We start from the raw sequence: 18,805 nt of genomic DNA on the forward strand, positions 1-18,805 counted from the left end.
CCAAGGTTTTGACCCTATCGTCTAGAGGCCTAGGACATTACCCTTTCACGGTAAGTACCGGGGTTCGAATCCCCGTAGGGTCGCCAAGATTTCCCGGCAACGGGATCGCGGCAAACAAGTGGCAGGCACTTGCCCCGGACATCGCTCCGGGGGAACGCCGCACCGACGCGGAGTGGTAGTTCAGTCGGTTAGAATACCGGCCTGTCACGCCGGGGGTCGCGGGTTCGAGTCCCGTCCACTCCGCCAAGAGATCGAAAAGGGGCCAGTCCACCAGGACTGGCCCCTTTTTCCTTTGCGCCGCCTGCGCGCGTCCGTGCGCCTCCTTGCTCGTCACTGCCAACGGCGGGTTACGCGGGCGGCCTGGGCCGCGCTGGCTCGACAACGCGCCAAAAATGCCTAACATGGCAACTCGATTCACATCGGGAACCCGGCATGCGCTTGGGCGAGCGGATCAGCGGCGGACCACCTCACGCACACGCGGCGCTGCTCGCCGGGTTCGCCCTGATGGTGGTTGTCTCGCTGGTGGTCGCCGCGGCGCTGATGCGTGAGCGCTCGCTCACGCTCGAGCAGGCGATGGAAGATGCGTCCCGCCTGGCCGCCGTGCTCGAGGAGAACACGGCCCGCACCTTCGACAGCGTCGACATCGCCCTCGTCGGCCTGGCCAGCCACTTCGCGCAGCGTCCGCTGCCGCGCCACGACGCGGCCAGCCGCCGCCTGATGATCGCGCAGCTGCGCCACCTGCCCACCGTCCGCGCCCTGTACGTGATCGGTCCCGACGGCTTCGTCCAGCACGACACCGACTACCCGAAGACCCCGAACGTCTCCCTCGCCGACCGCGACTACTTCCAGCGCTACCTGCACGAGCCGCAGCTGGAGGCGCACCTGTCGCAGGCGCTCCAGAGCCGCTCGGGCACCGGCTGGTTCGTCGCCTCGAGCCGTCGCATCACGCTGCCCGATGGCCGATTCGGCGGCATCGTCGTCGCCGCGGTGCAGCTCGACGCCGCTTCGAAGCTGTTCAAGAAGATGGCGCTGTCCGCCGGCCAGCAGACCTCGCTGTTCCAGGCCGACGGGCGCCTGCTCGCCCGCTACCCGCCGGACGACAGCCACATCGGCCTGAGCTACGCCCAGCTGCCCGTGTTCAAGGACCACGTCCCGCGCGCGCGCGCCGGCGTCTTCGAGACGAGCGGGCCGCCCTTCGACTACCCGCGCGTGGTGAGCTACCGCGTCTTCGAGAGCCAGCCGCTGGTGGTGGTCTTCGGCATCCGCAAGGACGTGATCTTCGCGCCCTGGTTGCGCACCGTGGCCGGCGCCCTGGTGGGGCTGCTCGTCCTGGGGCTGCTCACGGCCGCCGGCGTGCTCTTCTTCATCCAGCGGCAGGAGCAGTGGCAAAGCGCCAACGCCCACCGGGCCGCGGCGGCCGAGGCCTCGGCGCTCGCCGAAGCGAACGCCAAGTTCCGCACCTTCTTCGAGCAGGGGTGCTTCTTCTCCTGCGTGCTGGACCGCGAGGGCGCGGTGCTCGAGGCGAACAGCGCCGGCCTGCAGGCCTGCGGCCTGGCGCGCGAGGACGTCCTCGGACGCAAGCTGTGGGAGGGCGACTGGTGGGTGAACGCGGCGTCGCAGGGCAGGCTGCTCGAGGAGGGGCTGGCCACGGCGCTGGGCGGCGACACGTTCCGGTGCGAAGCGGCCTGGCGGGTGCGGGGCGGGGGCCATCGCCTCGTGGAGTTCGTGCTGTCGCCGATCCGGGACGGCCAGGGGGCGGTGTTCGGTGTCGCGGCCGTGGGGGTGGACATCACGGAGCGCCAGTCCCGGGAAGAACAGCTGCGAACGCTGGCGGGCGAGCTGACGAACTCCGACCGGCAGAAGACACAGTTCCTCGCCACCTTGTCGCACGAGCTGCGCAACGCCATGAGCCCGATCCAGAACGGCATGGTCATCCTGGCCCGGGCCGAGCCCGACTCGGCGCACGCGCGCTGGGCGCGCGGGGTGGTGCAGAACCAGATCCGGCAGATGCGGTCGCTGGTCGACGACCTGCTGGACATCTCGCGCGTCAACAGCGGCAAGGTCCGCCTGGACATCGAGCGGCTCGACCTGCGCGAGGTGCTGGCCGAGGCGGCGTCGGCCGCCCAGAGCTTCATGGAGGCGCCGGGCCACCGGCTCGAGACGTCGCTGCCCGCGGCGCCGCTGTGGGTCGACGCCGACCGGGCCCGCCTGCTGCAGGTCATGGCCAACCTGCTCAGCAATGCGGCCAAGTACACCCCGCACGGCGGCCGGATCCAGCTCAAGGCGCGCGCGGAGGGGCGCGAGGCGGTGGTCGATGTCGTCGACAACGGCCTCGGCATCCCGGTGGAGGCCCAGGCCAAGGTGTTCCAGATGTTCGAGCAGGTCGAGAGCCATGCGGCCCGCTCGCAGGGCGGCCTGGGCATCGGCCTGGCCCTGGTGCAGCGGCTGGTCGCCCTGCACGGCGGCCAGGTGGAGGTCTACAGCGACGGCAAGGCGCATGGCAGCACCTTCACGGTCCACCTGCCGCTCGTGAACTCGACCGCGGCCGCCGCCGGCGCGGTGGCCGCCGGCACCGGGCAGGCCTGACGGCGTAGCGAACGCTTCGGCACGCGCCGGTTGCGGACGGAAACGCAGCCGCACTGGCGTCCCGCCGGGATGCCGGCGTACAGTGGGCCGGTGAAGTTCAAGGACTACTACGCGACGCTGGAAGTCCCGCGCGGCGCCGACGCGGAGACGATCAAGAAGTCGTACCGCAAGCTCGCGCGCAAGTACCACCCGGACGTGTCCAAGGAGCCCGAGGCCGAGGCGCGCTTCAAGGAGGTGGCCGAAGCGTACGAGACGCTCAGGGACCCGGAGCGCCGTGCCGCCTACGACCAGCTCGGCCAGCGCCCCCCGGGCCAGGAGTTCTCGCCCCCGCCGCAGTGGCAGCACGAGTTCGCGCACGACCAGGTCTTCGAAGGCGTGGACCTCGCCGACATCCTGGAGGCGCTCGGCCGCCGCCATGGCCGCGCGGCCGGCGGCGCGCCCCGCCCGCGCCATGGGCAGGACGTCGAGGCCGTGGCGCGCATCACGCTGGAGCAGGCGCACCAGGGCGCCACGCTGCACCTGGACGTCGCGCACGAGGACGGTTCGCGCACGCTGGCGGTCACCATCCCCGCCGGCGTCACCGATGGCCAGAAGCTGCGCCTGCGCGGGCGCGGAGGCCGAGGCCTGCACGGCGGCGCCGACGGCGACATCTACCTGCACATCCAGATCGCGCCGCACGCGGTGTTCCGGCCCGACGGCCACGACCTGCACTTCGACCTGGCGCTCGCGCCCTGGGAGGCCGCGCTCGGTGCCGACATCGAAGTGCAGACGCTCGACGGCCCGGTGCTGCTGACCGTGCCGGCCGGCACGCGCTCGGGCCGCAAGCTGAGGCTGCGCGGCCGCGGGCTCGCCACCGGCCGCGGCGGCCATGGCGACCTGTACGCCGTGGCGCACGTCGACGTGCCCACCACCCTTTCAACGCGCGAGCGCGAGCTGTTCGAGCAGCTCGCCAAGGCTTCCTCGTTCAATCCGCGCACCGTCGCGGGCAAGGGGGCGACCCATGGAAACGCAAGCTGATCTGATGTGGCTGGATGCGCGCGAGAGCGTGGCGCTCGCCGAGCTCTCGCGCATGTGCGGCCTGAGCGTCGAGGACATCCGCGAGCTCGCCGACGACGGCGCGCTGGCGGCCATCCCGGCGGGAGCGAGCGACCTTCGCTTCAGCGCCGACTGCGTGCTGCCGCTGCGCCATGCGGCGCGGCTGCGCGTGGACTTCGACCTCGACCTGTTCACCACCGGGTTGCTGGTGGGCTACCTGCGCCGCATCGAGCAGCTCGAGCGCCAGGTCGCCTCGCTGCGCGCCCAGATTCCGCCGCACCTGAAGGGCGAGCCGTACGAGGGGCAGCGGCCGCACGAGCGCGGCGAGCATCCCCGGGCCGGCGTGCAGCGCCCTTAACGCCCTAGCGCTCGCGCGGGGCGAGCAGGCGCTCGAAGGTCGCCACGAGTTCCTCGGGCCCGAGCGGCCCGACCAGGTACGCATCGGCCCCGCAGCCCAGCCCGGCGTCGCGATGCAGGTCGTCGGTGTAGACCGCAGACGTCAGCACCACCGGGACGTGCGCCGTCGCCGGGTCCTGCCTGAGCATGCGGCAGACCTCCACGCCGTGCACGTCCGGCAGGTTCACGTCCAGCAGCACCGCCGACGCGGACTTCGCGAGCGCGGCTGCCTCCAGCCCGGCCGCGGCCTCGATCACGTTGAAGCCGGCATTGCGCAGGAACCGCAGCGCGGCGTAGCGCGAGGCGGGCTGGTCGTCGACGACGAGGATGGTGCACGCGCCGCGGTCGCTGGGCGGGCCGGGTTCCGTGGCCTGCGCTTGCGTGAGGTGCTGCAGGACGCTGGCCGCGCCGTGTCCCGACCGGTGCCCCGGCAGGGGGGCCGCCGGCGCACCGGGGTCCGGCGGCGTCCCGCGGCGCGCATCGGGTGGTGGCGATCCTTGCGTCATGGCAAAAATTGTAGGGACATGGCGAGCCATTGTGGAGGGCTTCGCTGGCGGAAGGGCCGCGCTGCCGGGCGCACCGGCAGCGACTGGCCGCCAGGCCGCGCGGCTACCGCGAATAGGCCTCCAGCACGTAGCGCCGGAGCATGCGGTGGCTGTTGAACAGCGCGCCGTTGCGGGCGATCGTGTTGCGGGCCAGCTCGTTCCAGCCGTCGGGATCGCCGTGGAACAGCGGCGCGACCGCGTGTTCGAGCTTGTCGTACAGCGATGCCGCGTCGGCCGCTTCGTCGGCCGGCCCGTCGCCCTCGCCGACCGACCAGCCCGTGAGTCCCTCGGCCCAGCCCTCCACCCACCAGCCGTCGAGCACGCTCAGGCTGGGCACGCCGTTCACCGCCGCTTTCATCCCGCTGGTGCCGGACGCCTCGAGCGGCCGCTGCGGCGTGTTCAGCCAGACGTCGGTGCCCGCGACGAGCAGGCGCGCCAGGCGCATGTCGTAGTCGGGCAGGAAGGCGACCGGCACCTCGGCGCCCAGGGTCGCGGCCCACGCGTGCAGCTGCTCGATGTGGCGCTTGCCGCCCTCGTCGCGCGGATGCGCCTTGCCAGCGAGCACGACCTGCAGGGGGTGGCGCGCGGAGATCGCGCGCAGCCGGTCCAGGTCGCGGAAGAGGAGATGCGGCCGCTTGTAGTCGGTCATGCGCCGCGCGAAGCCGATCGTCAGGCGCGACGCGTCGAGCCGAGCGCCCGTGCTCGACGAGCCATTGGCCGCGTCCAGCAGCACCGCCTTGGCCTGGCCGTGCGCGGCCGCGATCTGCGCCAGCGGGATCCGGCTGGCCTGCATCAGGTGCTCGGGCTCGTGGCACCAGTGCGGGATGTTCCGGTCGTACAGGGCACGGTGCGCGTCCGACGCCCAGGTCCACGGATGCACGCCATTGGTGATGGCATGCACCAGGTACCCCGGGAACATCGCGCGCGAAGTCTCGGCATGGCGCGGCGCCACGCCGTTCACCCAGCCGCTCAGGTTGAGCGCGAGGCGCGTCATGTTCAGGCGATCGGCGCCCGCGATCGACCTCAGCCAGCCTTCGTCGACCAGGCCGGCGAGCAGCTCCAGCGCGAGCGGGTAGTCGAACTGGTCGTGCCCGGCCGCGACGGGCGTGTGCGTGGTGAAGACGCATTGCCGCTGCACCGCCGCGACCGCTTCGGCCTGGCTGCCCTCCTGGCGCCGCAGCAGCGCCAGGGCGAGGAACGCGGCGTGGCCCTCGTTCAGGTGGTACTTCGCGATCTCCAGACCAAGCGCCTCCAGCATCCGCACGCCGCCGATGCCCAGCACCATCTCCTGGCGGATTCGCAGGTCGTCGCCGTTGCCGTACAGCGAGCCGGTGATCGTGCGGTCGTCCGGATGGTTTTCCGGCAGGTCGGTGTCGAGCAGCAGGACGGGCACCGGCCGCGACGACACGCAGCGGCTGTCCACCATGACCTGCCAGGCCGCGAGCCACACCTCGCGCGAGCCGATGCGCACGCGCACCTTCGGTGCCAGCCGCTGCGCGACCGCGGCCGGATCCCAGCCCTGGGACTGCTCGACCTGCCGGCCGCCGGCGATCGACTGGCGAAAGTACCCCTGGCGCGACACCAGCGTCACGCCCACCAGCGGCACGGCCAGGTCGGCGGCGCTGCGCATCATGTCGCCGGCGAGCACGCCGAGCCCGCCGCTGTAGGTGGGGATCGACGCGTCGAGCGCGATCTCCATCGAGAAGTAGGCGACGCGCGGGAGCAGCAGGGGGTCGGTCACGGCCGTGGTGCACGCGGACGGCGCGTGCGGTCCCATCGTACGGGGGCCGATCGCCGCCGAGCTTGCGCCAGCGCAAGCGGCGCTGTCGCCGCACCATTCACGCCGGCCGGGCGGGGTGAGGCCGGCCGGGCTGTCCTGCCCAGCCGGGATCTCCTACGCCACGCGCCGGCCCATCCGCACACGCGCGGCGGGTCATCCATCGCAGACTTGGCTTCTGCCCGGCAGTTCGCATTGCCGGGCATGCCAGGAGAACAACACCCATGCGATCCCTCCATTCCGCCATCGGTGCCGCGCTCGCGGCCGTCGCCCTCGGCGCCGCGGCCGCGCCCCCCGCCGACGAACCTGCCGCCCAACCCGCCCGGCCCGCCGTGAAGAAGGCCGCCGGCAAGAAGCAGCTCGACCATTCCGGCAAGCCCCAGGTCGGCAAGGCTTCCTTCTATGCCCGCAGCTTCGCCGGCAAGAAGATGGCCAACGGCCGGCCCATGGACCCGGCCGACGACAACGCGGCGAGCAAGACGCTGCCGCTGGGCACCAAGGCCCGCGTGACCAACCTCGAGACCGGCCGCAGCGCGGTCGTCACGATCGAGGACCGCGGCCCCTACGTGGCGGGCCGCATCGTCGACCTGTCGCCGGCGACGGCGCAGAAGATCGGGCTCGCCAAGGAGCAGGGCGTCGCCCCGGTCGAGGTGACGCCGATCGAGGTGCCCCAGCCCGACGGCAGCATCAAGGTCGGCGACGCAGGGCCGGGCTGACCCAGCCTTGGCCTGCGCGGCCATGCACCCTTGTCCTACAGCAGGCGACTCTGCCGCTGCCTAGCATGGCCCCATGCGCTTCAGCCGTGCCGACTACGCGAAGATGCTCGCGGCCCAGAACGAACTCGCCCGTGCCGAGGAGGACTACCGCCGCCTGCGCGCCGCGTATCTCCAGGTGGCGCACGACGAACCGGGCCACGAGGTCGCCCTGGCCATGATCGGCTGCGACATGGACCGCGCGCACGCCGTCCTGCAGTCGCTGATCGGCCTGCCCCGCATGCCGTTCACCCACGACCCCAGCAAGACGCTGCGCGAGCAGGCCGAGCGCGACCAGGCCGAGGAAGAAAGCGCCTGACCGCCTGCGTCGGCGCGCGCCGACAGGGGGTCAGCGTGGGCGCCGAGGGCCGCACCTGGGCTGCCGCGGGACCATCGGTCCCCTTGGAGGACGCCGCCATGATCCCGTACCAGCTGGACCCGAGCCTGCACGACGCGCAGCCCACCCCGCCGCAACTGGACGACGGCTTCTCGCCGCCCGCGCCCGAACCGCAGGAGGCCGTACGCCCTGCCGCCGGCGACGCATCCCCGCCCCAGCTGTCGCCCAAGAGCGACTTCTGACGATGGCCACGCACCCCGTCGAGCCCGATCCGCCCGAGGGCGAGGAAGGCGAGGTCGCACCCAATCCCAGCCGGCTGCCCGTGGAACCGGAGTTCGGGCCGCAGCCGCCCGAAGTCGAACCCGAGGACCCCGCGGCGCATCGGCCCCCGATCTGACAAGCACCCAGGAGAATCCATGCAGCATGCCATCAGCCCCGGCCTCGACCGCGAGGAGCCGGACCTCTGGATGGAGGACGACATCCCGACGCCGGCCGCCGACGAAGCCGAGGAGGCCGAGCTGGTGCCCGAGAAGGAACCAGCCCGAGGATGAACACCGGCACGCCCACCCCCGAGCCCGAGCCGACCGAGCCCTTCAAGCCGAAGCCGGAAAACCCCGAGCCGCGGCATCCCGCGAAAGATCCGGACCGCACGCATCCGCCCGATCCGGACGAGGGCCATTCGGAGCATCCGCGCCAGCCGGCGGGGCGGGGTTAGCCGTCGTTGGCGGCCAGCAGCGCCTGGCAGGCCTCGTCGAGGCCTGCGACCGGCGTCGCCTTGGCCAGCGCCATCCAGACGCCGAAAGGCAGCGCGGCGCGCCGGGCGCGCGCCGCGGCACGCGCGACCACCAGGCGGTTCTGCTCCAGCAGCATGACGCCGCAGCCGTCGGGGATCTCGTCGGGCGAGCCGATCGGCCGCCCGCGCGCATCCGCCCCCAGCACGTACCAGCATTCGCCCAGGTCGAGGTAGGCCGCGCGCTTGGACGCCTGGCGCAGGTCCGCCAGCAGGTCGCTGCGCCGCACCTTCACCTCGTGCACCACCGGCTCGACGTATTCCGCGACCGAGGTGTTGCGGATCGAGAAGACGTCGGGCTTGCACATGCACCACTGCACCGGTGTGCCGGTGTCGTCGCCCGTGGGCACCTGCGCCCGCAGCGCGAGCCCGCGCCACGCGATGCGCCCGGCCCGTCCCATGTCGCGGGCCACGCGCTCGACGAGCGCTTCGTGCGCGGACAGGCGCGCCCGATTGCCCGCGGCGCCGCTGGCGATCAGCGCCAGTCCCGCGTCGGTGACGCGCAGCGATTCGTGCCCGCTCGGGGCGAGCACGCGCTGCAGCAGCCCCGCGGCCAGCAGTTCCACTTCCAGCAGGTCCTGGCAGGGCCAGCCGGCCGAGCGGTACACCTCGCGCAGGCGCCGCGCCTGGGCGGCGCCCAAGGCGGCCGCGGCGGTCGGGACGGCGGGAGAGTCCATGTGGCCGGCCAGTTTAGCCGCGACCGTAGGCTGTCTCCCACGTGCGTTGTGGCGGTTGCCTGATCGGCGGCGCGCCCTCGCTGGCCACAATGCGCGCCATGGCAGAGAGAGCCACCTATGGGATCACCGCCCTGCGCTATGCGGGCTCGCAGCTGGTCGAGGCCATGATGGGCCTGATCGACGCGCGGGCCGCGCGCTGGGACCTTCGCCCCTCGCCCACGCGCGTGACGGAGGTGGTCGATCGCCTCGTCGAGGGCGACACGGTGATCAGCCTGTTCCCGGACGACGAAGGGGGCCTGCAGGCCGGCCCCGAGGTCAAGGTCGACGTCCTGCCCGAGGGCGTGGAAACGCTCGCGTTCGATGACGACCGGCCGGGCCGCCGGCTGGACGACCTGCCGAGGTTCTGACCCATTCCCCCTAGCGCGCACGGCCGGGCCTGGAGCCCGGCCTTTTGTTTTGGACGGTCCGGCTCGGCGCGCCGGCCCGGTTACATGTGCGGTGCCCGCGGGGTCGCCCGCAACGTGGCTTGGCGTCGGTTTGCACTTCGCTGCGCCCTGCACAAGCTCGTTACGGACGGCCGTGTCGGAAAAGCCGGACACGACGGTGAGCCGTTACCGACAGCAACCGGCGCGTGGAGCCTACCCCGAAGGCATGTCCATTTTTCACACCATCGCTGCATGGAAGAAATTCACCAGCAGCAACGCGCTTCCGGCGCCGTTTGCACCAAGTCGGCGAGGGGCGCAAGTCATGCGTTGCCGCGGCGCGACGGTGCTTACACGTCGTTGCGTGGCGCCGATCCTGGTGACGTTCGCGGCGCGCGCGGCGCCGCAACAAGTGTTTCGAAAGTTGTTGCCGCGGTGACGCGGCCAGGGAGAGCAGCATGAACGTGGTGTCGGCGATGCCGGAGATGGATCCGGTGCAGTTCCTCAAGATCGCGGGCCAGGGCGCCACGCTTCGCACGCATGCGGACCTCTGGCGCTGGCTGCAGGGCGACGTGCAGCAGTGGCTGCCGCACCAGATCATGGTGGTGGGCTGGGGCGACTTCCGCTCCGGCGAGCTCCAGTACGACATCATCTCCAGCCTGCCGGGCCTGCGCACCCACCTGTGCCCGCCGGCTCGCATCGCGCCGCTGGTCAGCTACTTCCGCGACTGCTGGGTGGCCGCGCAGTCGCAACCGTGCCAGCTGGACATCAGCGGCTGCGGACAGCTGCTCGGCGAGGCGGGGCAGGGCTGGGCGCCGTCGCCCGGCGTTCCCGGCATGCAGACCGCGCTGGTGCACGGCGTGGGCGATGCCCGCCTGGGCGGCGAGCGCGTGTTCGCTGCGCTGAGCTCCGGGCTCGCCCCGGCCGGCGGCGCCGGCGCGCTCAAGCTGCTGGTCCCCTTCATCGACTCGGCCCTGCGCCGCATGCCGCTGGCGCCGATGCGCCAGCCGGGCGCCGAGCGCAACCAGGTCGAGCAGCTCGTGGTGCGCCTGGGCCAGCTGTCCGAGCGCGAGCGCCAGATCATGGTGTGGGTCGCCATGGGCAAGACCAACCCCGAGATCGGCTGCATCCTGCACATCAGCGAGTTCACGGTGAAGAACCACATGAAGAGCATCTTCAGCAAGCTGGACGTGAGCAATCGCGCCCAGGCGGTGGCCAAGCTGACCCGGATGGCGGCCTATGCCTGAAGCGGAAGCCGATCACGTGCTCGGCCCGGCTGCGACCGGCAGCGCGGCCACCGCCGCGCCGCCCCCCGCCCCGGCGTTGCCCGGACCCGCGGTCTTCAGCCACAGCCGGCTGCTGCGGGCCTTCGAGGCCTTCGTCGAGCCGATGGCCACCGTGGCCTCGCTCTGGCTGCTGGTGCGGCTGTTCGAGGGCGAACTGGCCTCGCGCTGGCTGGTGGTCTCGATCCTGGCGTTCGCGCTGGCGTATCCCGGCCGTCCGCAGCTGCGCGCCTCGGCGGCCCGGGTCGTCTCCGACACCGTGCTCGCCTGGGCCTGGACCTGCGGCCTGCTGCTGGCCATGGGCTACGCCACCGGCCACCTGAACGACTTCTCGCGCGACGTGGTCATGCACTGGCTGTGGCTCGCCCCGACCTCGCAGCTGCTGGCCCACTGGGCGCTGCGGCAGGCCGCCCCGCACCTGGTGCGCCTGCAGGGGCCGCCGCTGCGCGCGGTGGTGGTGGGCATGAACGAGCAGGGCGGCTCGCTGGCCGACCGGCTGGCGATGGCGCACTACACCGGCGTCGAGCTGCTGGGCTTCTTCGACGACCGCACGCCCGATCGCATCCACGGCCGCGGGCGGCACCGCATGCTGGGCAAGATCGACGAGATCGCCGAGTACGTCAAGAAGCACCGCGTGCAACTGGTGTACCTGTCGCTGCCCATGGCCTCGCAGCCGCGCATCAAGCAACTGCTGGACGCGCTGAAGGACACGACGGCGTCGGTCTACTTCGTGCCCGACATGTTCGTCACCGACCTGATCCAGGGCCGCACCGACATGGTGTGCGGGCTGCCGGTGATCTCGGTGTGCGAGACGCCGTTCCGCGGCCCCAATGCGGTGCTCAAGCGGGGCAGCGACATCGTGCTGGCTGTTGCAATCCTGCTACTGCTGTCGCCGGTGATGCTGGGCATCGCCGCGGCGATCAAGCTGACCTCGCCGGGCCCGGTGATCTTCCGCCAGCGCCGCTACGGGCTGTGGGGCCAGGAGATCGTGGTCTACAAGTTCCGCTCGATGACGGTGACCGAGGACGGCGCCGTGGTCACCCAGGCGCGCAAGGACGACGCCCGCGTCACCCCGCTGGGGCGCTTCCTGCGCCGCACGTCCATGGATGAGCTACCCCAGTTCATCAACGTGCTGCAGGGGCGCATGAGCATCGTCGGGCCGCGCCCGCATGCCGTGTCGCACAACGAGTTCTACCGCCCCCTGATCAAGAGCTACATGATCCGCCATAAGGTCAAACCCGGAATCACGGGCTGGGCCCAGGTGAACGGCTACCGCGGCGAGACCGATTCGCTGGAAAAGATGGAGGCACGCATTCGCTGCGACCTCGACTATCTGCGAAACTGGTCCCTGCGGCTGGACCTCTACATCATCTGGAGGACCGTCCGCCTGGTGTTCAAGGACGGAGCGGCTTATTGAGCACTAGCACCAATGAGCCATTGTCCGCCCGTAGCCTTGCGCGCAACGATGAGACGCTTTGATGCGTCGCCGCGCCGGGCGCTTCGTGAGTGAACACCAAATGAAGAAACCATCGTTCCGGCCCCTGTTGACCGCGACCGCCGCAGCCTGCCTGCTGCCCGCCGCGGCCGTGCATGCGCAGACCACCCTCCAGGCGCCCGGCGGGCAACTGGGCGAGTCCGCCGCCCAGGCGGCGGGGCAGCCCATGGCGACCCCCATGGGTCAGTCCATGGTGGTTCCGATGTCGCCCGCGGCGTCGATCTCGCAGCCGTTCCCGCCCACCACGGCGGCGGCGCTGGACACCGACCGCGAAGGCATCCGCCTGCGCGCGATGGCGGGCGTGGAGCGTGACGACAACGTCACGCGCGTGTCGACCGGCCGCATCTCCGACACCATCACCAACCTGGGTGTCGGCCTGCGCTTCAACAAGCGCTACGGCCTGCAGCGCGTGGTGCTCGATGCCGAGTACGACCACTACCACTTCGACAAGCTGTCGACCAACTACAACACGCTGAACTACGCGGCCGCCTGGTACTGGGCCGTGGGCAATGTCCTCGACGGCGTGGCCAGCGCCGACCGCCGCCAGTTCCGCGACGTCACGGCCAACGGCCTGGGCGGCACCATCAGCCGCCGCACCGAGCGCAACGAGCTGGTCGAGGGCCGCTACAAGCTGGGCGCCGCGTGGCGCGTGCTCGCCGGCGTGCAGCACAACGCCACCACCAGCACCGACCCGACCAGCTGGGACGGCAACACCAGCGTCGACAGCGCCCGCGTTGGCGGCCAGTACGAGTTCGCCTCGGGCTCGACGATCACTGCGCGCTACCGCCACGGCAACGGTGACTACAGCACCGGCCTGGTGCCCAAGTTCAAGGACAACGAGACCGACGTCGCCATGCACTGGTCGGTGTCGCCCAAGACCGCGCTGGACGGCCGCGTCGCCTGGCTCAAGCGCGAGCATTCGGGCGCGCCAACCCGCGACTTCGACGGCACCGTCGGCTCGCTGGCCGCGACCTGGGACGCCACCGCGAAGACCCGCCTGATCGTGGGCTACTCGCGCGACCTCGGCAGCTACCTGCTCGGCACGGGCGGGCATGTCGAGAGCGACCGCTACTACATCGCCCCGACGTGGCGGCCGACGGTGCAGACCGCCGTCAGCTTCCGCATGGAGCAGGAGAACCGCCGCTGGGTCGACGTGACCGGCAGCGGCGATGCCGGCCGCAGCGACCGCTTCAACGTGGCGGCGCTGGGACTGGACTGGCAGCCGCTGCGCGCCGTCGGCGTGTCGGCGCAGCTGCGCAACGAGCGACGTTCGTCGTCGCTGCCGATTTTCAATTACCGCGCCAACGTGATCGGGCTGGCCGTCAAACTGACCATCTGACGGCCTTCCCCGACCGACGCGGCGCCAGACCGCAGGTTGTTGAAGGGAGAGTGAAATGAGAAGCGTGTTTCGATGGATCGGGTTGCTCGTGATGGCAACCTGGGCTGTTCTGGCGGCAGCCCAGGTGGGAGCCCCGGGAGCGCCCGCCGGCGCGAACGGTGGCGGCGCCACCGCGAGTGCCGACTACAAGCTGGGGCCGGGTGACCAGATCCGGGTCCAGGTCTACCAGAATCCCGACCTGACCGTCGAGACACGCGTGTCCGAGCAGGGCACGATCAACTACCCGCTGATCGGCAACGTCGCCCTGGGCGGCACCACGATCGGCGAGGCCGAGCGCAAGATCGCCACGGCCCTCAGGAACGGCAACTACCTGAAGCAGCCGCAGGTCAACATCGTCCTGCTGCAGGTGCGCGGCAACCAGGTCGCCGTGCTCGGCCAGGTGCAAAAGCCCGGCCGCTTCCCCCTCGAGACCACCAACACCCGCGTCAGCGACCTGCTGGCCGCGGCGGGCGGCGTGACCCCGATGGGCGACGACACGCTGATCGTCACCGGCACGCGCAGCGGCCAGCCGTTCCGCAAGGTGATCGACATTCCCGGCCTGTTCCTCAATTCCCGCGGCCAGGACGACATCCTGGTCCAGGGCGGCGACACGATCTTCGTGAACAAGGCGCCGGTCTACTACATCTACGGCGAAGCCCAGAAGCCCGGCCCCTATCGCATCGAGCGCGGCATGACCGTGCAGCAGGCAGTGGCCCAGGGCGGCGGACCGACCCCGCGCGGCAGCCTCAACCGCCTGCGCCTCACCCGCGTCGGCCCCGACGGCCGCCAGGTGGAGACCGATGCCAAGCTCAGCGACCCGGTGCTGCCGAACGACGTCATCTTCGTGCGCGAGAGCCTGTTCTGAAGAGAGACCCCGCCATGAACCTGACCCAATTCCTGTCCATCCTCCGAGCGCGGCGCATCGCGGTGCTCGCCATCTTCCTCGGCACGATCGTGCTGGCGCTCGCCTGGGTGCTGCTGCGGCCGGCCTACTACACGGCGCGCGCGCCGGTGCTCGTGGACATCCGCGGGCAGGACCCGCTCGCGCAGCCGAACTACCAGGCCATCGTGCCGGCGGCCTACATGGCCACGCAGATCGACATCGCCCGCAGCGAGCGCGTCGCCGAGCGCGTGGTCGACATGCTGGGCCTGGACAAGGACCCGAAGGCGGCCGAGGACTGGAAGCAGTCCACGGGCGGCCGCGGCAGCCTGAAGGCCTGGCTCGCCAGCGACCTGCAGACCGGCCTGGACGTCAAGCCGGCGCGCGAGAGCAATATCATCAACATCTCGTGGACCGGCCGCAGCCCGCAGCAGGCCGCCAAGGTGGCCAACGCGTTCTCGCAGGCCTACCTGGACACCGCGCTGGACATCAAGACCGACCCGGCCAAGAAGTATTCGACCTGGTTCGACGAGCAGCTCAAGTTCGCGCGTGACCGCCTGGAGCAGTCGCAGGAACGCCTGACCGCCTACCAGCAGAAGACCGGCGTGATCAGCGCCGACGGCGCCGACATGGAGACCCAGCGCCTGAACGAGCTGTCCTCGCAGCTCACGATGGTGCAGGGCCAGCTGACCGACGTGGCCAACAAGCGCAACGCGTCGGCCTCCAACGTCTCGGAGGCCATGTCCAGCCCGCTGATCAACAGCCTGAAGGCCGACATCGCCCGCCAGGAGGCCCGCATCCAGGAGGCCAGCGCCAACCTGGGCGCGCGCCACCCGCAGATGATCCGCATGCAGGACGAGTTGCGCGCGATGCGCTCGCGCCTGTCGTCCGAGACCGGCAGCATCGGCAGCTCGATCAATACCGCCTACGAGGTCGGCCGCGCCCGCGAGCGTGAACTGACGGCCGCGGTCAACGCCCAGCGCGCCCGCGTGATGCAGTTCAACAAGTACCGCGACGAGCTGAACGTGCTGCGCCGCGACGTCGAGGCTGCGCAGAAGGCGTACGAGCAGGTGAGCGAGCGCGCCTCGCAATCCAAGCTGCAGGCCCTGACCAACCAGACCAACATCCAGCGCCTCGCCACGGCCGTGGAGCCGCTCGAGCCCAAGGGCCCCAGCACCAAGCTGGCCCTGATCGTGGCCGCCATCGCCGGGCTGCTGCTCGCGCTGGCCGCCGTCATCCTGATGGAGCTGCTCAACCGCCGCGTGCGCTCGGTCGACGACCTGTCGATGGCCACGCACCTGCCGATCCTGGCCACCGTGCCGGCGCACAACGGCGCCGCCGCGCTGGCGCGCCTCGCGCACGAACCGGCGCGTCCCGCGCTGGCCTACCGTGGGAGCCTCGCATGAACAGCCAGATCCTGCCGCTGCACCGCGATCTCGACATCATCGGACCCGCGCGCGAAGCCACGCTGCCGATCGGCGCTCTGCTGGTCGAAGCCGGCCGCATCACGTCCGAAGAAGCCGAGAAGATCCACGACTACCAGAAGAAGGTCGGCCTGCCGTTCGGCGAGGCGGGCATCTCGATGGGCCTCTTGACCGACGAGGACGTGCGCCAGGCGCTGGCACGCCAGTTCGGCCACGCCAGCCTGTCGCCCGACGCCGGCCTGGGCAAGGACCTGATCGCCGCGTACGAGCCCGACAGCCCCGCCGTCGAGCACCTGCGCAGCCTGCGCGCGCAGCTGATGCTGCGGTGGTTCGAGAACGACAGCCAGCACGCCGCGCTGGCCATCGTCAGCCCGGGCTCCGGCGAAGGCCGCAGCTACATCACCGCCAACCTGGCCGTGCTGTTCTCGCAGATGGGCAAGCGCACGCTGGTGATCGATGCCGACCTGCGCAAGCCGCGCCAGCACCGCATCTTCGGCCTGCCCGGCAAGATCGGCCTGTCGGCCCTGCTGGCCGGCCGCGCCGGCGCCGAGGTGATGTGCGACATCCCGCAGCTGCCGGGCCTGACCGTGCTGCCCGCGGGCGTGCTGCCGCCCAATCCGCAGGAGTTGCTGTCGCGGCCCGGCTTCCAGCGCCTGGTGCAGTCGCTGCGCGGCATGTACGAGGTGATCCTGGTGGACACGCCGCCGGCCAGCGCCTGGGCCGACGCGAGCACCGTCGCCGCGCGCGCGGGCGCCGCGCTGATGGTCACCTGCCGCGACCGCAGCTCGATGCCGCGGGTGGTCAAGCTCTCCGAGGACCTGCGCGAATTCGGCGTCAGCGTCGTGGGCGCCGTGCTCAACGGCGCGGGGGCGGCGTGATGCTCGACTGGCAGATGCGTTGGTACCAGCTGGTGCGCTCGATGGCGCGGGTGAACACCCCGCGCGGCGAGCAGCAGCTGCTCGACTGGCTGCTGCGGCCGGGCGAGGCGCGCGTGCTGGCCTTCGTCAACGCGCATGCGATGAACGTGGTGGCCGAATCGGACGCCTTCTACCAAGCGCTCATGTCGGCCGACGTGGTGGTGCGCGACGGCGTCGGCGTGTCGCTGCTGATGCAGCTTCTGAACCAGACGCCCGGTCAGAACCTCAATGGCACCGACCTGATCCCCCGGCTGCTGGCGCGCGCCAACGGCCAGCCGCTGGCCCTGTTCGGCACCCAGGATCCCTGGCTCAATCGCGCGCAGCAGGTGGTGCTGTCGAAGCTGGCCCCGGACAGCCCGTGCGTCACCGCGCACGGCTTCATGGAGCTGGCCGACTACATCCACCTGGCCGCGCAGCAGCGCCCGCGCGTCATCGTGCTGGGCATGGGCATGCCCAAGCAGGAGGAGGTCGCCATCGCCCTGCGCGCCGCGCTGGGCTTCCCGTGCCTGATCGTCTGCGGCGGCGCCATCATCGACTTCCTGGGCGGCAAGACGCCGCGCGCGCCGCAGTGGGTGCGCTCGGTGGGGCTCGAATGGGCGTTCCGCCTGGGCTGCGAGCCGCGACGCCTGTGGAACCGCTACGTGCACGGCAATCCGCTGTTCCTGCGCCGCGCGATGAAGATCGCCGAGCGGTCGCTGCGGCACGGCTGGCCGGCCGTGGCATGAGCGACGCACCGGAGCGCACCGGAGCGCACCACGAAAGGGCCGCAGACGCGGCCCTTTTTTTGCGCCGGTGGCTGGGCTTAGTCCGGCCGGGCCATGGCCGGAAGGCGCAAAAACGGGGATGCTTGGCCCACATCCGACGGAACATCCCATGATCGAATCGACCACCGCCGCCGGCCTGGCCGGCGAGACCCTCGAGGCCCCGCTTCCCGGCACGCCGTGGACCCGCGAGGCCCGCGCGTCGGCGGCGGCACGGGGGCGCCAGGCGGCCGCAGGACCGGCCGCGGCCGGCACGGTGAAGTTCTCGGTCATCATCCCGCTGCACAACAAGTCGCGCTACATCCAGTGCACCATCGCCTCGGCGCTGGCGCAGACCGAGTCCGACCTGGAAGTCATCGTCGTCGACGACGGTTCGGCGGACGACGGCCCCGACCTGGTCGCCGCCATCCGCGATCCGCGCGTGCGGCTCGTGCGGCAGGCCAACGCCGGCGTGTCCGTCGCGCGCAACCTGGGCATCGCCATGGCGCGCGGCGAGTGGATCGCCTTCCTCGATGCCGACGACTGGTACCACCCGCGCTACCTGGCCCACCTGCTGCAGGCGCAGCAGGCCTACCCGCGCGCCGACGCGGTCGCCAGCCGCTTCGTCACCTTCCGCGACGGCGACAGCATCGCCCCGCCCACGTGGCAGGTGCCGTCGGAGCGGCCCCGCATCGAATTGATCGACGACCTGCCCACGCGCTGGATGCAGGGGCCCACGCTGTTCACCGGCTCCATCGCCGTGCGCAAGTCGCTGCTGCAGCGCATGCAGCCGTGCTTTCCACCCGGCGAATCGTTCGGCGAGGACCTGGACCTGTGGTTCCGCGTCGCCGAGAAGACGGCGATCGTGCTCGTGCACGCGCCCATGGTGGCGTACCGCACGCAGGTGGGCGGCAGCCTGAGCGCGGGCCACGATCACCGCGAACTGCCGCCGTGGGTGCACCGCATGCAGCAGCGCGCGTGTTCGGGCGCGCTGTCGCCGGCACGCTCGCAGTCCTCGCTCGACTACGTCGCGCAACTGAAGATCGACGTCGCCCGCCAGGCCGTCTGCCGCGGCCGGCGCGCCGAAGCGGTGAAGTGGCTGTGGGACGCGCGGCGGATCGCCGGCAGCAAGCGCTGGTGGTTCACCGCGTCGATGATCCTGCTGTGGCCCGGACACCTGGTGGCCGCCTACGTCGACCGCACCCGCGCCCAGCCGGTGGAGCAGGCGGGGCGTGACGCCGGCGGCCGCATCGAGCCCACGCTCATCGACGGCCTGGGCGTGACGGCGCGGCCGGGCTGAGCGGCCGCCGAGGGCGAGCGACGGCGACCGGGGCATGGCGAGCGGCCGTGCCGCACGCGCGCGGATGACGG

At 71.4% G+C, this 18,805-nt stretch carries 21 protein-coding genes and 2 tRNA genes; 20 read left to right on the forward strand and 3 right to left on the reverse strand.

The annotated features are described in order from the left end of the window. Nucleotides 1-10 precede the first annotated feature (10 nt). The 5 genes from AC3ANR_RS06290 (at nucleotide 11) to AC3ANR_RS06310 (ending at nucleotide 3,979) form a co-directional block, all read left to right on the forward strand. Nucleotides 11-86: transfer RNA gene (locus AC3ANR_RS06290), tRNA-Glu, on the forward strand. An 83-nt stretch (nucleotides 87-169) separates the two neighbouring features. Then, a tRNA-Asp gene (locus AC3ANR_RS06295) sits at nucleotides 170-246 on the forward strand. A gap of 186 nt (nucleotides 247-432) precedes the next feature. Continuing rightward, a complete protein-coding gene (locus tag AC3ANR_RS06300) occupies nucleotides 433-2,586 on the forward strand; it encodes an ATP-binding protein (RefSeq protein WP_488291023.1) in 2,154 nt (717 codons plus the stop codon). Nucleotides 2,587-2,676: 90 nt separating this feature from the next. Further along, complete coding sequence (locus tag AC3ANR_RS06305; RefSeq protein ID WP_488291024.1) at nucleotides 2,677-3,603, forward strand: DnaJ C-terminal domain-containing protein; 927 nt, start codon at nucleotides 2,677-2,679, stop codon at nucleotides 3,601-3,603. Further along, nucleotides 3,587-3,979, forward strand: coding sequence for a chaperone modulator CbpM (locus tag AC3ANR_RS06310; protein ID WP_488291025.1), 393 nt, complete (start codon nucleotides 3,587-3,589; stop codon nucleotides 3,977-3,979). Before AC3ANR_RS06305 ends, AC3ANR_RS06310 begins: the two co-directional genes overlap by 17 nt. A 4-nt stretch (nucleotides 3,980-3,983) precedes the next feature. Here the strand turns inward: AC3ANR_RS06310 and AC3ANR_RS06315 are convergent, their stop codons facing one another. Continuing rightward, nucleotides 3,984-4,523: a response regulator gene (locus AC3ANR_RS06315; protein ID WP_488291026.1), complete on the reverse strand. Its 540-nt coding sequence runs from the start codon at nucleotides 4,521-4,523 to the stop codon at nucleotides 3,984-3,986. Between the two features lie 103 nt (nucleotides 4,524-4,626). After that, complete coding sequence (glgP, locus tag AC3ANR_RS06320) at nucleotides 4,627-6,303, reverse strand: alpha-glucan family phosphorylase (protein WP_488291027.1); 1,677 nt, start codon at nucleotides 6,301-6,303, stop codon at nucleotides 4,627-4,629. Between the two features lie 260 nt (nucleotides 6,304-6,563). On the opposite strand from glgP, the gene AC3ANR_RS06325 reads away from it, so the two are divergent. The 6 genes from AC3ANR_RS06325 to AC3ANR_RS06350 all read left to right on the forward strand — a co-directional run bounded on the left by AC3ANR_RS06325 (nucleotide 6,564) and on the right by AC3ANR_RS06350 (nucleotide 8,143). Then, entirely contained in the window at nucleotides 6,564-7,055 is a 492-nt protein-coding gene (locus AC3ANR_RS06325) for a septal ring lytic transglycosylase RlpA family protein (protein WP_488291028.1), read from the forward strand. A gap of 73 nt (nucleotides 7,056-7,128) precedes the next feature. Further along, complete coding sequence (locus tag AC3ANR_RS06330; RefSeq protein ID WP_488291029.1) at nucleotides 7,129-7,410, forward strand: hypothetical protein; 282 nt, start codon at nucleotides 7,129-7,131, stop codon at nucleotides 7,408-7,410. Nucleotides 7,411-7,508: 98 nt separating this feature from the next. Continuing rightward, on the forward strand, nucleotides 7,509-7,670 hold the full coding sequence (locus AC3ANR_RS06335; RefSeq protein WP_488291030.1) for a hypothetical protein: 162 nt from the start codon (nucleotides 7,509-7,511) through the stop codon (nucleotides 7,668-7,670). Between the two features lie 2 nt (nucleotides 7,671-7,672). Continuing rightward, nucleotides 7,673-7,825 (forward strand): hypothetical protein, encoded by a 153-nt coding sequence (locus AC3ANR_RS06340; RefSeq protein WP_488291031.1) that lies wholly within the window; start codon nucleotides 7,673-7,675, stop codon nucleotides 7,823-7,825. A 19-nt stretch (nucleotides 7,826-7,844) separates the two neighbouring features. Next, nucleotides 7,845-7,979: a hypothetical protein gene (locus tag AC3ANR_RS06345; RefSeq protein ID WP_488291032.1), complete on the forward strand. Its 135-nt coding sequence runs from the start codon at nucleotides 7,845-7,847 to the stop codon at nucleotides 7,977-7,979. Then, on the forward strand, nucleotides 7,976-8,143 hold the full coding sequence (locus AC3ANR_RS06350; RefSeq protein WP_488291033.1) for a hypothetical protein: 168 nt from the start codon (nucleotides 7,976-7,978) through the stop codon (nucleotides 8,141-8,143). The genes AC3ANR_RS06345 and AC3ANR_RS06350 overlap by 4 nt, the downstream gene beginning before the upstream one ends. On the opposite strand, the gene AC3ANR_RS06355 is transcribed toward AC3ANR_RS06350, so the two are convergent. Beyond that, the gene (locus AC3ANR_RS06355) at nucleotides 8,140-8,895 is read right to left on the reverse strand and encodes a hypothetical protein (protein ID WP_488291034.1); all 756 of its coding nucleotides are present in this window, start codon (nucleotides 8,893-8,895) and stop codon (nucleotides 8,140-8,142) included. The genes AC3ANR_RS06350 and AC3ANR_RS06355 overlap by 4 nt on opposite strands. Before the next feature lie 98 nt (nucleotides 8,896-8,993). On the opposite strand from AC3ANR_RS06355, the gene AC3ANR_RS06360 reads away from it, so the two are divergent. The 9 genes from AC3ANR_RS06360 (at nucleotide 8,994) to AC3ANR_RS06400 (ending at nucleotide 18,734) form a co-directional block, all read left to right on the forward strand. After that, nucleotides 8,994-9,302, forward strand: a complete 309-nt coding sequence (locus AC3ANR_RS06360; RefSeq protein WP_488291035.1) for a hypothetical protein — start codon at nucleotides 8,994-8,996, stop codon at nucleotides 9,300-9,302. 473 nt (nucleotides 9,303-9,775) lie between these two features. Further along, on the forward strand, nucleotides 9,776-10,564 hold the full coding sequence (epsA, locus tag AC3ANR_RS06365; protein ID WP_488291036.1) for an XrtB/PEP-CTERM-associated transcriptional regulator EpsA: 789 nt from the start codon (nucleotides 9,776-9,778) through the stop codon (nucleotides 10,562-10,564). Then, nucleotides 10,557-12,017 carry an undecaprenyl-phosphate glucose phosphotransferase gene (locus AC3ANR_RS06370; protein ID WP_488291037.1) on the forward strand — a complete coding sequence of 487 codons (1,461 nt, stop codon included), beginning with the start codon at nucleotides 10,557-10,559 and terminating at the stop codon, nucleotides 12,015-12,017. Before epsA ends, AC3ANR_RS06370 begins: the two co-directional genes overlap by 8 nt. A 127-nt stretch (nucleotides 12,018-12,144) precedes the next feature. Further along, the gene (locus AC3ANR_RS06375; RefSeq protein WP_488291038.1) at nucleotides 12,145-13,434 is read left to right on the forward strand and encodes a porin family protein; all 1,290 of its coding nucleotides are present in this window, start codon (nucleotides 12,145-12,147) and stop codon (nucleotides 13,432-13,434) included. Between the two features lie 55 nt (nucleotides 13,435-13,489). Further along, nucleotides 13,490-14,338, forward strand: coding sequence for a polysaccharide export protein EpsE (epsE, locus tag AC3ANR_RS06380; protein WP_488291039.1), 849 nt, complete (start codon nucleotides 13,490-13,492; stop codon nucleotides 14,336-14,338). Nucleotides 14,339-14,352: 14 nt separating this feature from the next. After that, nucleotides 14,353-15,759, forward strand: a complete 1,407-nt coding sequence (epsF, locus tag AC3ANR_RS06385) for a chain length determinant protein EpsF (RefSeq protein ID WP_488291040.1) — start codon at nucleotides 14,353-14,355, stop codon at nucleotides 15,757-15,759. Continuing rightward, nucleotides 15,756-16,655, forward strand: coding sequence for a chain length determinant protein tyrosine kinase EpsG (epsG, locus tag AC3ANR_RS06390; protein WP_488291041.1), 900 nt, complete (start codon nucleotides 15,756-15,758; stop codon nucleotides 16,653-16,655). The genes epsF and epsG overlap by 4 nt, the downstream gene beginning before the upstream one ends. Next, nucleotides 16,655-17,419, forward strand: a complete 765-nt coding sequence (locus tag AC3ANR_RS06395; protein WP_488291042.1) for a WecB/TagA/CpsF family glycosyltransferase — start codon at nucleotides 16,655-16,657, stop codon at nucleotides 17,417-17,419. The genes epsG and AC3ANR_RS06395 overlap by 1 nt, the downstream gene beginning before the upstream one ends. A 148-nt stretch (nucleotides 17,420-17,567) precedes the next feature. Further along, a complete protein-coding gene (locus tag AC3ANR_RS06400; protein WP_488291043.1) occupies nucleotides 17,568-18,734 on the forward strand; it encodes a glycosyltransferase family 2 protein in 1,167 nt (388 codons plus the stop codon). Nucleotides 18,735-18,805 lie beyond the last annotated feature (71 nt).

Source organism: Ramlibacter sp. JJN2-2R (assembly GCF_057747835.1).

Excerpts from the sequence above, each read along its gene's own strand:
- AC3ANR_RS06340 (WP_488291031.1), top strand. The coding sequence starts at position 7,673 with ATGGCCACGCACCCCGTCGAGCCCGATCCGCCCGAGGGCGAGGAAGGC.
- epsE (WP_488291039.1), top strand. The coding sequence starts at position 13,490 with ATGAGAAGCGTGTTTCGATGGATCGGGTTGCTCGTGATGGCAACCTGG.
- AC3ANR_RS06360 (WP_488291035.1), top strand. The coding sequence starts at position 8,994 with ATGGCAGAGAGAGCCACCTATGGGATCACCGCCCTGCGCTATGCGGGC.
- epsA (WP_488291036.1), top strand. The coding sequence starts at position 9,776 with ATGAACGTGGTGTCGGCGATGCCGGAGATGGATCCGGTGCAGTTCCTC.
- AC3ANR_RS06355 (WP_488291034.1), bottom strand. The coding sequence starts at position 8,895 with ATGGACTCTCCCGCCGTCCCGACCGCCGCGGCCGCCTTGGGCGCCGCC.
- AC3ANR_RS06370 (WP_488291037.1), top strand. The coding sequence starts at position 10,557 with ATGCCTGAAGCGGAAGCCGATCACGTGCTCGGCCCGGCTGCGACCGGC.
- AC3ANR_RS06325 (WP_488291028.1), top strand. The coding sequence starts at position 6,564 with ATGCGATCCCTCCATTCCGCCATCGGTGCCGCGCTCGCGGCCGTCGCC.
- AC3ANR_RS06315 (WP_488291026.1), bottom strand. The coding sequence starts at position 4,523 with ATGACGCAAGGATCGCCACCACCCGATGCGCGCCGCGGGACGCCGCCG.
- AC3ANR_RS06345 (WP_488291032.1), top strand. The coding sequence starts at position 7,845 with ATGCAGCATGCCATCAGCCCCGGCCTCGACCGCGAGGAGCCGGACCTC.
- epsG (WP_488291041.1), top strand. The coding sequence starts at position 15,756 with ATGAACAGCCAGATCCTGCCGCTGCACCGCGATCTCGACATCATCGGA.
- AC3ANR_RS06350 (WP_488291033.1), top strand. The coding sequence starts at position 7,976 with ATGAACACCGGCACGCCCACCCCCGAGCCCGAGCCGACCGAGCCCTTC.
- AC3ANR_RS06300 (WP_488291023.1), top strand. The coding sequence starts at position 433 with ATGCGCTTGGGCGAGCGGATCAGCGGCGGACCACCTCACGCACACGCG.
- AC3ANR_RS06335 (WP_488291030.1), top strand. The coding sequence starts at position 7,509 with ATGATCCCGTACCAGCTGGACCCGAGCCTGCACGACGCGCAGCCCACC.
- epsF (WP_488291040.1), top strand. The coding sequence starts at position 14,353 with ATGAACCTGACCCAATTCCTGTCCATCCTCCGAGCGCGGCGCATCGCG.
- AC3ANR_RS06395 (WP_488291042.1), top strand. The coding sequence starts at position 16,655 with ATGCTCGACTGGCAGATGCGTTGGTACCAGCTGGTGCGCTCGATGGCG.
- AC3ANR_RS06310 (WP_488291025.1), top strand. The coding sequence starts at position 3,587 with ATGGAAACGCAAGCTGATCTGATGTGGCTGGATGCGCGCGAGAGCGTG.
- AC3ANR_RS06330 (WP_488291029.1), top strand. The coding sequence starts at position 7,129 with ATGCGCTTCAGCCGTGCCGACTACGCGAAGATGCTCGCGGCCCAGAAC.
- AC3ANR_RS06400 (WP_488291043.1), top strand. The coding sequence starts at position 17,568 with ATGATCGAATCGACCACCGCCGCCGGCCTGGCCGGCGAGACCCTCGAG.